The sequence below is a fragment of the Streptomyces sp. NBC_01506 genome (assembly GCF_045040295.1).
Taxonomy (GTDB): Bacteria; Actinomycetota; Actinomycetes; order Streptomycetales; family Streptomycetaceae; genus Streptomyces.
The window spans coordinates 3,936,746-3,950,553 of the sequence record NZ_CP109422.1; the positions used below are offsets into that span (position 1 = coordinate 3,936,746).

General features: G+C 70.9%; 12 protein-coding genes. 1 reads left to right on the forward strand and 11 read right to left on the reverse strand.

The annotated features are described in order from the left end of the window. Positions 1-9: 9 nt before the first annotated feature. The 10 genes from OG329_RS17170 to OG329_RS17215 all read right to left on the reverse strand — a co-directional run bounded on the left by OG329_RS17170 (position 10) and on the right by OG329_RS17215 (position 11,809). The gene (locus OG329_RS17170) at positions 10-1,692 is read right to left on the reverse strand and encodes an ABC transporter substrate-binding protein (RefSeq protein ID WP_405796097.1); all 1,683 of its coding nucleotides are present in this window, start codon (positions 1,690-1,692) and stop codon (positions 10-12) included. Further along, positions 1,689-3,320, reverse strand: a complete 1,632-nt coding sequence (locus tag OG329_RS17175; protein WP_405796099.1) for a phytoene desaturase family protein — start codon at positions 3,318-3,320, stop codon at positions 1,689-1,691. The genes OG329_RS17170 and OG329_RS17175 overlap by 4 nt, the downstream gene beginning before the upstream one ends. Before the next feature lie 63 nt (positions 3,321-3,383). Continuing rightward, on the reverse strand, positions 3,384-4,367 hold the full coding sequence (locus OG329_RS17180; RefSeq protein WP_405796100.1) for a membrane dipeptidase: 984 nt from the start codon (positions 4,365-4,367) through the stop codon (positions 3,384-3,386). Between the two features lie 54 nt (positions 4,368-4,421). After that, entirely contained in the window at positions 4,422-5,144 is a 723-nt protein-coding gene (locus tag OG329_RS17185) for an aspartate/glutamate racemase family protein (protein ID WP_405796101.1), read from the reverse strand. A 361-nt stretch (positions 5,145-5,505) separates the two neighbouring features. Beyond that, positions 5,506-6,297 carry an IclR family transcriptional regulator gene (locus OG329_RS17190; RefSeq protein WP_405796103.1) on the reverse strand — a complete coding sequence of 264 codons (792 nt, stop codon included), beginning with the start codon at positions 6,295-6,297 and terminating at the stop codon, positions 5,506-5,508. A 153-nt stretch (positions 6,298-6,450) separates the two neighbouring features. Further along, entirely contained in the window at positions 6,451-7,137 is a 687-nt protein-coding gene (locus tag OG329_RS17195; protein ID WP_405796105.1) for a phosphonatase-like hydrolase, read from the reverse strand. A gap of 17 nt (positions 7,138-7,154) precedes the next feature. Then, complete coding sequence (gene phnE, locus OG329_RS17200) at positions 7,155-7,967, reverse strand: phosphonate ABC transporter, permease protein PhnE (RefSeq protein WP_405796106.1); 813 nt, start codon at positions 7,965-7,967, stop codon at positions 7,155-7,157. Continuing rightward, positions 7,964-8,671, reverse strand: coding sequence for a phosphonate ABC transporter ATP-binding protein (locus OG329_RS17205; protein WP_405796108.1), 708 nt, complete (start codon positions 8,669-8,671; stop codon positions 7,964-7,966). The genes phnE and OG329_RS17205 overlap by 4 nt, the downstream gene beginning before the upstream one ends. Then, positions 8,671-9,588: a phosphate/phosphite/phosphonate ABC transporter substrate-binding protein gene (locus OG329_RS17210; protein ID WP_405796109.1), complete on the reverse strand. Its 918-nt coding sequence runs from the start codon at positions 9,586-9,588 to the stop codon at positions 8,671-8,673. The genes OG329_RS17205 and OG329_RS17210 overlap by 1 nt, the downstream gene beginning before the upstream one ends. A gap of 160 nt (positions 9,589-9,748) precedes the next feature. Continuing rightward, positions 9,749-11,809: an alkaline phosphatase D family protein gene (locus OG329_RS17215; RefSeq protein ID WP_405796110.1), complete on the reverse strand. Its 2,061-nt coding sequence runs from the start codon at positions 11,807-11,809 to the stop codon at positions 9,749-9,751. Positions 11,810-11,949: 140 nt separating this feature from the next. On the opposite strand from OG329_RS17215, the gene OG329_RS17220 reads away from it, so the two are divergent. Further along, the gene (locus tag OG329_RS17220) at positions 11,950-12,678 is read left to right on the forward strand and encodes a GntR family transcriptional regulator (protein ID WP_405796111.1); all 729 of its coding nucleotides are present in this window, start codon (positions 11,950-11,952) and stop codon (positions 12,676-12,678) included. Here OG329_RS17220 and OG329_RS17225 read toward each other — a convergent pair. After that, the gene (locus OG329_RS17225; RefSeq protein ID WP_405796113.1) at positions 12,675-13,757 is read right to left on the reverse strand and encodes a zinc-binding dehydrogenase; all 1,083 of its coding nucleotides are present in this window, start codon (positions 13,755-13,757) and stop codon (positions 12,675-12,677) included. The genes OG329_RS17220 and OG329_RS17225 overlap by 4 nt on opposite strands. Positions 13,758-13,808: the final 51 nt, after the last annotated feature.

Below are 13,808 nucleotides of genomic sequence, written 5' to 3' on the forward strand. Positions count from 1 at the left end.
GAGCCCTCCTCACGTGCGGTGGATGGTGGTGTAGTCGATGTAGACCGAGGCGGCGGGGCCGACCCCGTCGACCTTGCGGCTGAGCAGCCTGGGCAGCCGGTCCTGGTAGAGGAAGACCCAGGGCGCGTCGTCGGCGATGGTGTCGCCGGCCTCGCGGTACAGCTCCATGCGCTTCGGCTCGCTCAGTTCGGCGCGTGCCGCGTCGAGCAGGCCGTCGACGGTGGCGCTGCGGTACCAGCCGCGGTTGACCCCGTTGGGCGGGTGCAGCGAGCCGCTGAACATCCGCTCCAGGAAGTCCGCGGCGTCCGCTCCGGTGGTCCAGCCGTTGAACGACCCGTGGACGCCGTCCTTGTAGCCGCCGCCCTCCTCCGCGACGAGCGAGGCGAACTCCATGTACTGGACGTCGAGGGTGACCCCGACGGCCTTGAGGTCCTGCTGGATCAGCGACATCACCTCGGTCGCCTGGGAGAATCCGGGCCCGCTGTCGGGCGCGAGCAGCCGTAGCTTGACGGGCGTGCGCACCCCGCTGCGGGCGATGAGTTCCTTGGCCAGCGCCGGATCGTGGGTGTAGCGGGGCTGCCCGTCCGCCGTACGGTCCTGGTATGCCTCGTTGCCTCGGGGCAGCGGTCCGGTCGACGCGGTGATCTGGCCACGGGTGAGCGTGGCCAGCGCCTCGCGGTCGACGGCGTAGTTGAGCGCCTGCCGGAAGGTGCTGTTGTCGGTGGGCGCGGTACGGGTGTTGAGCCGCAGGAAGTACTGGTTGGCGGGCTCGGGGTACTGGACCGTCATCGTCCCCTGCCCGGCGAGCTGCTGGACCTGCTGGGCGCCGGCGCTGAGGATCGCGTCGACCTCACCGGTCTGCGCGGCGATCGCGAGGGTGGTGGGGTCGCTGACGGACTCCACGATGATGGCGGGCGCCTTGGGGGTCCCTCCCCAGTAGCCGTCGTTGCGCTTCAGCTCGACCCGCTTGCCGTGGTCGGCGCCTTGCTGGGTGAAGGGGCCGGTGCCCACGGGGTGCAGTCCGATGTCGTCGGGGTCGCGGGTACGCAGCGCGGTCGGGCTGATGAGCGACATCCGGCGGTCGGTCAGCATGCGCGGGAGCCCCGCGTACGGCTGGGTGAGTCCGAGGACGACGGTGTGCGGGTCCTGGACCCGCACGTTCTTGATCCAGCGGGTCAGGAACGTCATGTTCCCGGCGGCGGTGGCGTCGTACACCGGGGACTTCTTGTCCATGACGCGGTCGAAGTTGGTCTTCACCGCGTCGGCGTCGAAGCGGGTGCCGTCGGAGAACGTCACGCCCTCGCGGAGGGTGAACGTGTAGGTGAGGGCGTCCGGGGAGACCTTCCAGGACCGGGCCAGCGCGGGCCGCAGTTGGGGCGCCCGGTCGGACTTCGTACCGAGGTCCTCACGGATCAGGGGGTCGAACAGCGCGTCCACGATGCGCAGACCGACCGTGCCGGAGAGCCGCTGCGGGTCGAGGACAGGGATCTCGCCCTCGGCACCGATGACGAGGGTGCCCGCGTCGCGGCCGAACGACGGGGGTGAGGAGCAGCCGGTGAGCAGGACACCGGCGGCGGCCAGGACGCAGAGCACGCGTCGCAGTTGCCGGTGGGGCGGACGCGGTGGCTGATGTGGTGAGCCCGGTTGCCGGTGTGGCGGGCGCGGTGGCCCGGTGCGGTACGAAAGCCTCATGGGTGCGGCCTTTGGTCGTGGGTGAGATCGCGGAGCACCGCGGCGGCGGCGTTCCTGCCGGGGGTGCCGGTGACGTATCCGCCCGGCCAGGTACCGCTTCCGCTCAGATAGAAGCCGCGCAGCGGGGTGCGGTACGCGGCGAGGGCGGGGTGCGGGCGGGCGCCGAACAGGCTCGCGGGGAGCATGTCGCCGTGCGTGATGTTGCTTTCGACCAGGCCGAGTTCGCGCTCGATGTCCACCGGGTTCATGAAGCGGTGGTCGACGACACGGTCGGCGATCGTCGGCATCAGCCGGGAGAGCTGGTCGACGCACCTGCGCCCGAACCGCTCGGTGCGGTCGGTGTCCCAGGGGCCGTCGTACGGGTCGTACGGCGCGTGCCAGGCGTTGACGCTGATGAGATGGGTGCCGCGCGGGGTGAGCCCGGGTGAGGTGAGGGTCGGGATCAGGCCCCACATCAGGGGCTCACCGCCGGTCCGGCCGGCCAGCGCGGCGGCGATGGCGTCCTCGATCTGCCGTGGCGAGGAGCCGAACCGGAACTGGCAGGCTTGTACGGCGCCGGGGTCGGCGCCCTCGGGCAGCCCCGCGTACGGGGGCAGGGAGTCGACCTCCAGGACCACCTTGAACGCGGAACCGCGCATCGGTGTCGCGGTGACCTCCGTACGGATCTCCGCACCCATCGCGTCGTCGTCCAGCAGGTCCGTGAACAGATGGACCGGGTTCACGGTCGAGATCACCCGCCCGGCGAGGAACTCGGTCCCGGACGGGGTGACGACACCCCGCACCCCGTCCGGGCCGTGGAGCACCCGCGCCACCGGGGTGTCCGGGTACACCTCCACGCCGTACTGGCGGCAGGCGCCGGCGAGGGCGTCGACGATGGCGCTCATGGAGCCCACCGGCAGACCGGTGGAGCCGCGCAGCGCGACGCGCTCGGCGGCGTCCGGCGCCCCGCTCCCGCCGGCGGCGGCCAGTGCGAAGGGGCGCATCATCAGCCCTACGGCGCTGCCCGGTGTGGACGGCGGTACGAGCTGGGCGTTGAGCGCGAGCAGTGTCAGCAGCGCCTTGGCCTGGTCGGACTTGAGGTGTGCGTCCAGCAGATCGGTGAGGCCGCCCTCGAAGACGGCGGCGAACAGCCGTAGGTCGGCCGGATCGGACAAACGTTTCCGCAAGCTGTCGAGAGCGGGCGGGGGCCCGTCGAGCGACACCCCCAACCGGGCGCCCAGCCTCTCCAGCCCGCCGATCAGGCCGCGGTAGCGCGCCGCCTCACCGGGCGCGAACGCCTCCAACTGCGCGTCCACCCGGGCCTGGTCCCGCCAGCCGAGGAAACACCCCTCCTCGAACCACTGGACCACGGTCGGATCGACCCGTACGAACCGCAGCCCGTGCCGGGCCAGCCCCAACTCGCCGACGACGGCCGGGTTGAGCGAACCGGGCGAGTTCGTGAAGGCGAGCGTGCGCCCCGGCAGGAACTCGTAGGGCCCGCAGGGTCCCCCGAGCCGTGGCCGGGATTCGAGGACGGCGACCCGCAGTCCGGCACGCCCCAGATACGCGGCGGTCACCAGCCCGTTGTGGCCGCCGCCGACGACCACCGCGTCGAAACGGTTCGTGCCAGGCGCCTCGGGACCGCTCATGGCCGGTGCCTCCTCTGCGTACCGTCGCTCGTACCGTCGTCGCTCGTACCGTCGTCGCGCATGTCAGTGCTGTGCCGCGGGCGTGAAGCCGTCGTCGAACAGGTCCACCCAGTTGCCCCCGGCGATCCGCGCGACCTCGGCGGCCGTGAAGCCGCGCTCCCGCAACCGCTCCCGGACCAGGGCGTATCCGCGCCCCGCCGCGTACCAGGCGGGGAACTCGACGGGCCCGGAGATGGGCACCATCGGCTTACGGCTCCACCGGCCCTGTCGCCACCAGTGCAACTCCTCGTCGCCCTGGCCCGCGTAGTAGTCCGAGCCCAGTCCGACGTGTTCGACACCGATCAGTTCGGCGGTGTACGCGACCATGTCGCAGAAGCGGTCCACGGAGCACCGGACACCGTCCGGGGCGATACGCGGATACATGCTCAGACCCACGACACCACCGGACTCGGCGGCCTTCTTCAGGACGGTGTCGGACTTGTTGCGCAGCGCGAGTTCCACGTCCTCGCCCACGAAGGCCCGGGGGTTGGCGTGGGTGACGGCGACGGGCCGCTCCGACGCCTCGATGGCCTCCAGCGAGGTGCGTTCGTTGCAGTGGGATATGTCGACCACCATGCCGACGTTGTTCATCTCGCGGATCAGATTGATCCCGTACGTGCGTGAGAGCCCGGCATCCTCCCCCTCCCAGCAGCCCGCGCCCGCGGAGTTCTGGGTGTTGTACGTGAGTTGGGCGATCCGGACCCCGGCCTGGTGGAAGGCTCCGACCAGGTCGAGATCGTCCTCGAAGGGGCTGCTGTTCTGAAACCCGAGGATGACGGCGGTGCGCCCCTCCTCCTCGGCCCCGCGGATGTCGTCCGCGTGGCGCCCCTCGCGGAGCAGGTCCGCGTGGTCGGCGAGCAGGCGGTGCCAGCGGCCCACCTCGCGCATGGTCTCGGTGGAGTCCTCCCAGATCGCCACGGTGGCGTGGATCGCCGTGATACCGGCGTCGTGCCACTCCTCGAAGCGGTCCCGGGACGGCTTCACGAATTGCAGTGCGTCTACCAGCACGTCTTCTCCTTGTGTGCGGTGCGGTTGCGGGGGCCGTACGACTGATGTGGCGCGTCAGCCGATACGGCCCAGCCGGCCGAGCGCCGGGATCTCGTCCTTGAGCCCGAGGTGGCGCAACGCCCCCCACAGAGACGCCTGATTGCTGGTGACCACCGGCACCCCGGTGTCCATCTCCAGATACGGCAGCACCTCGAAGGTCCGGAACGTGCCGCACGAGATCAGCAGGGCGTCGGCGTCGGGGGCGGCCTTGTGCAGCCTGCGCCCGAGCCGGTAGGCGCTGTCCGCGTCATGAACGCTGGCCTCGTAGGGGTCCGTGATCTGTAGTCCCTCGACGACCGGCACCTCGAAGCCGACGGCGGTGAGATACCGGCGCAGCGCCTCGTTGACCTCGTCGGTGTAGATGCTCCCGACGGCCACGGAGGTCGCGCCGACCGCGCGCAGGGCGTCCACCTGGGCCTGCATCATCGTCAGGGCGGGGATCCCGGTCTCGGCCGTGATCTCGGCGGTCACCTTCTCGTCGGTGCCGGGCCCGGGAATGAACGTGCCGGGGGCTCCGCACTGGACGATCAGGTCCACCTTCGCCGTGGCGAGCTGCCGGGACGCCTCCAGCACCTGGGACATCATCGTCTTCAACCCGTCGGCGTCCACCCGGGGGACGATCGTGCGCGCGTCGGCGAAGGCCACCCCGGTGGGGGCGACGGAGCGCCATTCCTCGGCGCCTTCGATCGCGGTCGCCGGACGGATCTGCCCGATACGGGCACGCCAGCCAAGCATCATCTGAAAAATCTCCTTATGTCGTCCGGGTCGGCCCAACCGCCCGCCCGCCCCGGCCAGTCGGCCAAGTGATGTCGTAGCGGGCTCGGGCGTCCGGAATACGTCGCGAGGCGAAGGCGGGATCCAGACGGGATCTACCGGCCGGATCACCACTCGCGTCAATCTGGGACAGTGGACCAGATCTGTGGGGGACAACATACCCACGCCCGTCGAATCGGGTCAATGGGTTGAGGAACAGTCAGGAACGAGCCAGGATGACGGCGTGTTTCGGTCACACCGAGCGGGGCTCGTCACCCACGGAAACGAGAACGGCCCCGCGCGGCGGGGCCGTGAAAAGTGAGGCAGAGGCCGAACAGGGCCGGCTTCAGACAGGCTGGCTCCAGCGAATCGCGATCTCCGCGGCGGCCGACAGCAGCACGGGGACGAGGTCCGTCATGCGCTCGTTCGTCAGCCGCGCCTCGGGGCCGTAGATGCTCAGCGCCGCCACGACGCTCCCCCGCGTCCCGATGGGGACGGCGACTCCACAGCCGCCGGCGATCCACTCCTCACGGCTGAGGGCGTAACCGCGATCCCGGGCGGCGGCGACACGCTCCAGGACGACGTTCACGTCACCGCCCTCGGCCTCCTGGGCCTGGACCAGCTCGTCAAGCCGCTCATGAGCCAGCATCGACAGCAGCACCCGTCCGGTCGCTCCGGAGAACAGCGAGTAGGGCCGCCCCACACCGGTGATCAGCCTCAACGGCTGCGGGCTCTCGGCCTCGTACACGGTGACCCGACGCCCGTCCACGACGGTCGAGACACAGGCCGTCTCCCCGCTCATGGCGGCGATGCGGGACGTCGCGGCGGACGCGGCGCCGACGAGATCGCTGTTGGCCGCGTGCTTCCACGCGAGAGTGAGCGCGGCGGGGCCGATCACGTACTTACGCGTGCTCTCGTCCGCGACCGCGAGCCCGACCCGCTCCAGCGAGGCGAGGATGCGCTGGGTGGAACTCTTGCTGATCACGAGATCGCGGCTCAACTCCCGGACGCCGCGGGGCCGATCCGCCTCGGCCAGGGATTTCAGCACGAGAAGCGCGTGATCGACGATCTGCACCGTCCCCACGGCGGGCGGGCGACTCGTCTCCTCAAGAGGCCCGGAACCAGGTGCTGTCGCCATGGAAACGCGGCCATCTCCCTCAAGAACTTCAGACAAGGACTCGCCGGGGGTACGTCCCGCACCACGACGGCAGACACGGGCGAACCGTCAGAGCCGCACAATTCACCGAAACGGCATTATCACACAGCGGGTACCCCCGGTCACGTCCGTGCCTCAGGACGGCCCGAGCAGTGCGCCGTCCGTCCCGACACCCAGCAGAGCCGGAATCGCCGCCACCCCGTCGAGGACGTGCGTGGGATGTTCCGCCGCCAGTTCCGTACGGGTCTGCGCGCCCGTCAGTACGCCGACGACGAAGCCCGCACCGGCCGCGATCCCCGCGCGGACGTCCAGGGCGGTGTCCCCCGCGACGAGCACGCGCCGGACGGTCGGGGCGCCGGTCAGTTCCATGGCGCGGTGGATCATGTGCGGCCGGGGGCGTCCGCCCGCCACTTCGGAGGCGCAGACCACGGCGTCGAGTTGGTCGCCGAGCCGCCACCCGACGGACGCGAGGAGGGGATCGGTGACCTGGCGGTCGAAGCCGGTGGTCAGTGCCACCTTCACGCCCGCCGAGCGCAGCGCGGCCAGCGCCTCGGGCACACCGGTCAGCGGTACGGGAGGAGTCGCCTCGTACGCCTCACCCAGGCGCGTCACGAACTCGGCGTGCAGTGCCTCGACATCGTCGCGGTCGCGGCCGGTGAGCGCGGCCAGCGCTTCGCGTTTGTCGGCGCCCATCCACCGGCGGATCGTGTCGTCGGACACGGGCCCGGCATGATCCGCCACGACGGAGGCGAGCACCCGGTACACCGTCCCGCCTTCGTCCACGGTGGTCCCGGCGATGTCCAGTACGGCCAAGTCGATCATGGAGTATCCCTTCAGGTTCAGGTGAGTCTGCGGCGGACGGTGGCGGAGAGCCGGTCCACCAGGACGATCAGGACCACGACCATGAGGATGTGGGTCAGCATCTCGTCGAACTTGAACAGCCGGATGGACTGGTTGATCAGGAATCCGATGCCACCCGCGCCGACCAGTCCGAGGACGAGCGAGGAGCGGACGTTGACGTCGAAGCGGTAGAGCAGCAGCCCGGCCAGTTGTGGCGCGACGGTCGGCAGCAGGGCGTGTACGGCGACCTGTACGCGGCCGGCGCCGGCCGAGCGCAGAGCCTGGGCGGGCCCGGGGTCGGCGTCCTCCAGGGCCTCGGCCCAGAGCTTGCCCATCACACCGACGTTGTGGCACACCAGCGCCAGCACACCGGGGAACGGCCCGAGCCCCACGGCGGTCACGAACACCAGGGCGAACACCACGTCGGGTACGGCGCGCAGGAACGACAGGACGGACCGGGCCGCCTGGTAGACCGAGCCCGACGGCGCGGTGCCGCGCGCGGCGAGCAGCGCCAGTACGAGCGAGAACGGCACGGACAGCGTCGTACCGAGCAGGCCGATCCACAGTGTGACGAGCGCGGCCGAGAGGCTGGGCTCCAGGACGCCCCACGACAGGTCGGGCGGGATGGCCTCGGCGAGGAAGTCGGCCATGCCGCGCCAGCCCTCGGCCAGGGCGCCGAAGGACACGTCGGTGGCCCGCCACGCCACGATGTGCGCGGCCACGACGACCGCCGTGACGAGCAGGCCGATCGCCAGGGTCCTGGGCACCCGGGGGCGGGGAGGTACGGGCAGGCGGCGGATCTCCGTCGTCATGACACGGCCTCCAGGGTCGCGGGTCGGTAGAGGGCGTCGACCGGCTGGTCCGGGGCGCCGTCGAGGACGACCCGGCCGGCCCGCAGGCCGACGATCCGGTCGGCGTGGCGTGCGGCGTAGGCGGGCTGGTGCAGGACGGCGAGCACTGCCAGCCGTTCGACGTGGGCGAGTTCGGCGAGCAGGGCGAGTACCTGCTCGGAGGCGGCCGGGTCCAGGGCGGAGACCGGTTCGTCCGCGAGGAGGACCTGGGACCGCTGGCACAGGGCGCGCGCCATGGCGACGCGCTGCTGCTGGCCGCCGGAGAGAGCGCCCGCGCGGTCGTGGGCGCGGTCGGCGAGGCCCACGCGGTCCAGGCAGGCCATCGCCTCCTCCTTCACCTCGTCCGGGTATCCGAGCAGGGACGACCGGAGCGGAAGCCGGCCGAGCGCGCCGGCGCACACGTTGTTCAGGACGGTGCGCCGGCGGATGAGATGGATCTGCTGGAAGACCAGGGCGATGTCGAGCCGCTCGCGCGCCCGGCCGTCCACGGTCACGGCACCCGCCGACACCGGTACGAGTCCGGCGGCGGCGCGCAGCAGTGTCGACTTGCCCGAGCCGTTGGCCCCGAGCACGGCGAGCAGTTCACCTCGCGCGACGGTGACGTCCACGCCGTGCAGCACGGGCCGCTCGCCGAAGCGCACGGTGATCCCGGACAGCGCCAGCATCAGACGTCCTTCTCGGTGAGTCCGAGCGAGTCGGCCAGCTCGAACAGCGGCTTGTAGGTGGACTCGTCGACGCCGACCAGCGGTCCGGGCGGGCTGACGTCGAGCAGGGCGCCGATCTCGCCGACGGCCTTCGGGTCCAGGTCGAGGAGCGCGTCGTGCACGGCGGTCTTGAACTCGGCGGGCAGGTCGCCTCGTACGGTGATCGGGTCGTTGGGTATCGGGTCCGAGTTCCAGATCCGGCGGAACTTCGACTCGTCGAAGGTGCCCGCCTCCTTGGCACTGGCCAACTGCTGCGAGTTGATCTCGGCGGCGTCGACCGCGCCGTTGACGAGCGCGAGCAGGGCCTCCGGGTGGCCACCGGCGTAATTGATCTTCACGTCGTCCTTGGCCAGGCCCGCGTCCAGCAGGGCCTTGCGGGGCAGGGCGTCGCCCGAGGTGGAGCCGATCGACGCCAGGGCGAGGGACTTGCCGCTCAGTTGCTCGATGGAGGTGACGGGGGACTTCGCGGGCACCCAGATGCCGGCGGTGTAGCTGGAGAGTTTGCCGTTGGCGTCGCCGAAGGAGGCGACGGCCTCGGCGTCGGCGCGCTTGGCGGCGAAGACGTATCCCAGTGGGCCGAAGATGCCGATGTCGAGCTTGCGGTTCTCCATGGCCAGCACTTCGGCGGAGTAGTCCTCGGTGATCGTCAGCTCGACGGGACAGTCCAGGGACTTCGACAGGGCGTCGGCGAGCACCTTGGCGGCGGGGGTGAGCCGGGCGGGGTCCTCGAACGGCTCGACGCCGAAGCGGACCTTTCCGTCCGGGCAGGTGGCCGAGGAGGCGGCCGACTCGGCGGAGCCGCCGCAGCCGGAGAGGACGGTGGCGAGGGCGAGGCCCGCCACGAGGGCGGCCGTGGGGGTGGATCGGCGGACGGACACATCGGACTCCGGGAGAAGCGGTTTTGGGGGGTGTACCGGGCGTTTGGGGGGGTGTACCGGACGCGGTGCGGGCTTGCGGCAACGCTCGCAGCACGCCCGCGACCGGTCAATGACTTGTATTGACAAGTCATTGGCTGTTCATGTGCTGGAAGCCGGTTCGTCAGACCCGGTGGCTCCGGTGGCCGAGTTCCGTCGCGGTACGGCGTACCTCGAACAGCCGCGTGCCCTCGCGGTTGATCCACGTCGCGGTCAGCGTCGCCGGGGACACCGTGGTGTCGGCCACCAGCTTGAGGAACACATGTGGCTCGACGGCGCTGTGGACCAGGTTCGGATTCGGGACGTTCAGGCTCGGGATCGTGCGGTCGTGCAGCGGGCTGACGATGAACTGCCACAGGTCGTAGCCGACACGGGGCCCGTAGTTCAGGGCGCGCGAGACATGGATGTCACCGCCGACGAGGAAGCAGCCGGGAATGCGCTCGGCGGCGACGTAGTCGAGGATCGCGTCCTTCTCGTGCTGGTAGGTGGCCCAGTCGTCGGACTCCGGGTTCTCCTTGTCGTCCCAGATCATCCCGGTGGCGATGGCCTTGAAGGTGGCGGTGCTCTTCTTGAGCGCCGCGCGCAGCCAGTCCCACTGCACCTGGCCCAGACAGGTCGCCTTGGTGGGATCGGCCCAGCTCGGGCCGGTGTTGCTGAACCAGCGCGGGTCGAGGAGGAAGACCTCGACCGGGCCGCGTCTGAAGGAGGTGTAGACCCCTTGGCCGTCCGTCCTGGTGGTCAGCGGCCTGCCGTCGGCGCCGTGGCCGAACGTGGCGTTGGCCCGGTGGTCGACGAAGGCGGTACGGGTGTTCTTCTTGCCGGCGAAGCCGCCGTCGATGTCGTTGCCGCCGAAGTCATGATCGTCCCAGGTCCCCCAGACCGGCATGGACGACACCATGCGCGAGATCTCGGGCTGCACCAGGAACTGGCGGTGCTTGGTGCGTGCCACCGCGAGATCACCGGAGTCGACGTAGGGGGTGTCGCCGAGCAGTACGAAGCTGTCACAGCCCTCGTCGCTCACCCGCGTCCAGACCGTGCTCGGGACGGAGGGCGCGCACGAGCCGAGCCCCATGGTGACGACGGCGGGCCGCCCCGCCGGGGGCGCGGTGGTGAAGGAGCCGGTCAGCGGCGTGAAGCCGGGCGCGGCGGACTTCGGCGTGATCGTGAACTCGTAGCGCGTGTCCGGCCGCAGGCCCTTGACGTCCACCAGCAGCGTGTCGTCGTTGTCCGTCGACACCCGGGCGTCGGCCGTGACCGAGTGCCGGGTCCCGGCGCGTACGACGGTGCACCGCCACTCCGGATGGACCGCCGGGTCCAGGCCCGGCCGCGCCCATACGCGGGCGCTGACCTCGTCCACATGGCCGACCAGCGGACCCGCCGGGGCCTGGGGCGGCATCGGTGTGGGAATCACGGCGGGCGCGGTACCGGCCCGTACGCGGGTCACATAGCCGGCCAGGGCGGTGAAGAACGTGACGCTGTCCTGTACGGCCGCCGCCGGCTGGACCGGTGCGCCCGCCGCGTCGAAGCACTTGTCGACGGTGAGGCTGGAGAGAAGGAAGCGGCCCGATCCGTGCGCCCCTTCCAGCAGACACGGCGCGGAGCCCGTGGTCGTGCACGCCAGCAGTACGCGCATCGCGCGCCACGACCCGAACGTCTCCCAACTGACCCGGACGCCGGACGCCCGGCCGGTGAACACCTTGTCCGACGCGACGGGCAGGGCGGAGACGAGCGGATGGTCGGGGGCCAGCGGGTGGACGGTGTCGTAGTCCGCGTCCGTACGCACGGCCCGCAGCGCGGCGGGCAGATACGGGACGGCCGCCCCGAACTGGTCGGACTGCGCGAGGTCGAGCACCACCCCGCCGCCCGCGACGAAGTCACGCAACGAGGCCGCCCGGTCGGCCACGTACGCGGTGTAGCGCGAGTCGTTGTTGGTGAAGCCGCCGAACGCGATCAGATCGGCCCCCTGTGCGGTGGCCGGCCGGGACAGATCCAGCTCCGCCACCGAGAACCCGGCGCGGCGCAGCAGCTCGGCGAGCCCGGTGGCCTTCGTCCACCGGTCGGCGAACTCCAGCACCACCGCGCGCGGCGGTGCGGCGGCGAGGGACGGGGCGGCGCTGACGGCGGTGAGCGCGGTGGCCACGCCCCCGACGACGAACGACCGCCGGTGGATTCCTTCATCGTTCATGATGTCCACACCTTTCTGCTTGGCCGAAACCGTCCCAGCGACGGGGAACCCGGGCAATAGCTTGTAGTGACAAGTCATGTGCTGTTCATGTCCGAGTCCGCGATCGATCACGATCGGCGGCCACCTGTAAAGTCAGGTGCATGAAGGAACCCCTGCACCGCTCCGTCGCGGCCGAGTTGCGTCGTCGTATTCGCAGCGGCGCGATCGAGGTGGGGCAGACGCTGCCCTCGGAGGCCGACCTCTGCCAGGAGTTCGCGGCCTCACGCGGTCCGGTACGGCAGGCGCTGGCCACGCTGCGGGACGAGGGTCTGATCGGCGGCGGCCAGGGCAAACGGGCCGTGGTGCTGGACGCCGTACCGACCCAGCCCTTCGAGTCCTTCCTGTCCTTCACCACACGCGCCGAGATCACCGGCCATGTGCCGGGCCAGCGACTCCAGGAGATCGCGCTGCGACGGCCCGACGCGACGGTGGCCGCCGCCCTCCAGATCGACCCCGACGACCTGGTGGTCCAACTCCTGCGGCTGCGCCTGCTGGACGGCCGGCCCGCGATGCTGGAGCGGATGACCTACACCGAACCGGTCGGACGCCCGCTGCTGAACGCGAACCTCGACGCGGGCTCGATCTACGCGCTGCTCACCACCTGGGGCGTGGACCTGGACTCGGCACGCCACACCTTCGACGCCGTCGCCGCCGACGCCACCGATTCGGCGCTGCTCGAAGTGCCGCCGGGGTCACCGCTGCTGCGGGAACGGCGGCTGACGACCGACTCGCGCGGCGTACCGATCGAATGGTCCGACGACCGCTACCGCCCCGACGTGGCCACCGTGACCGTCACCAACACCCGCACGGCGCGCACCGCGATGCTCTAGGACGCGCCCGTCAGCCCCGGAGCCAGCGCCTGCCGGGGGGCGGCGGCACCCCGCGCCGCCTCGATCGCCTCCCCGACATGATCCAGGGCGTACGTCGCCCCCACAAGATCCGCGAAGGGGAACGAGCGGTGGTGCTCGGCCAGGAACTCCACGGCCGTCAGCAGATCTTCGGGCCGGTAGTTGTGTACGCCGACAACGGTGTGCAGGCCCCGGACCAGCCGCTCGGGGTCCAGCGGTACGGGCTCCCCCGGCGACACCGACCCGACGAGCACGGCCACCCCGCCCACCTCGAGGGAGTCCAGGCACGTCCGTACGGCGGCCGGTTGCCCCGAGAACTCCATGGCCACGTCGAACGCACCCATGGATGACGAGCCGTCACCGACTTCCTCGGCACCGAACGCGAGAGCCTGCCCCCGCCGCGCCGGATCCGGATCGGCCGCGACCACACGCGCACCCGCCGTCGCCGCCATCGCCACCGCCGTCAGCCCGAGCATCCCGGCACCCGTCACCAACACCCGCCGCCCCACGACGGAACCGGCGGCCACCAGCGCGGCGGCGACGGTAGCGGTGGCACACGACGCCGGACTCGCGACCACGTCCGGCACCTCGTCGGGCACCGCCACGACGGCCGTCCCCGGCAGGACCACACAGTGCGTGGCGAACCCACCCGTCAACGGGGCCTTCTCCAGCAGCGGTTGATGCCCGTACTTGCTCAACTTCACGCATTTCTGCATCAGTCCACGAACGCACCGCTCACACTCACCGCACGACGCGGCCACGGACCACACCACCCGCATCCCGGGCACCACGGCACCGCCACCCACACAGACCACACCCCCCGCCCCCACCCCGAGCACGGTCCCCACCTGCTCGTGCCCCAGCACGGCCGGCACCGGCGAGGGCCGCTTCCCGCCGACGGTGTGCAGATCACTGCCGCACACGGTGGCGAGATCGATACGCACCAACAACTCACCACGGGCCGGGACTTGGGGGGTGCTGTCCGCCACGAGGGTGAAGGGCCTGCCCACACCGTTCCACCGCGCGTAACGAACGGGCACGGTGTCCATCGAAGAGTTCATGGATGGAACTTGTCATGAGCCCACACCCAAGACCAACCCTTGTAGATACAA

Bases quoted from the DNA above. Each gene is read 5' to 3' on its own strand.
- OG329_RS17220 (WP_405796111.1), top strand. From the start codon at position 11,950: ATGAAGGAACCCCTGCACCGCTCCGTCGCGGCCGAGTTGCGTCGTCGT.
- OG329_RS17185 (WP_405796101.1), bottom strand. From the start codon at position 5,144: ATGATGCTTGGCTGGCGTGCCCGTATCGGGCAGATCCGTCCGGCGACC.
- phnE (WP_405796106.1), bottom strand. From the start codon at position 7,967: ATGACGACGGAGATCCGCCGCCTGCCCGTACCTCCCCGCCCCCGGGTG.
- OG329_RS17225 (WP_405796113.1), bottom strand. From the start codon at position 13,757: ATGAACTCTTCGATGGACACCGTGCCCGTTCGTTACGCGCGGTGGAAC.
- OG329_RS17205 (WP_405796108.1), bottom strand. From the start codon at position 8,671: ATGCTGGCGCTGTCCGGGATCACCGTGCGCTTCGGCGAGCGGCCCGTG.
- OG329_RS17175 (WP_405796099.1), bottom strand. From the start codon at position 3,320: ATGAGCGGTCCCGAGGCGCCTGGCACGAACCGTTTCGACGCGGTGGTC.
- OG329_RS17170 (WP_405796097.1), bottom strand. From the start codon at position 1,692: ATGAGGCTTTCGTACCGCACCGGGCCACCGCGCCCGCCACACCGGCAA.
- OG329_RS17195 (WP_405796105.1), bottom strand. From the start codon at position 7,137: ATGATCGACTTGGCCGTACTGGACATCGCCGGGACCACCGTGGACGAA.
- OG329_RS17190 (WP_405796103.1), bottom strand. From the start codon at position 6,297: ATGGCGACAGCACCTGGTTCCGGGCCTCTTGAGGAGACGAGTCGCCCG.
- OG329_RS17215 (WP_405796110.1), bottom strand. From the start codon at position 11,809: ATGAACGATGAAGGAATCCACCGGCGGTCGTTCGTCGTCGGGGGCGTG.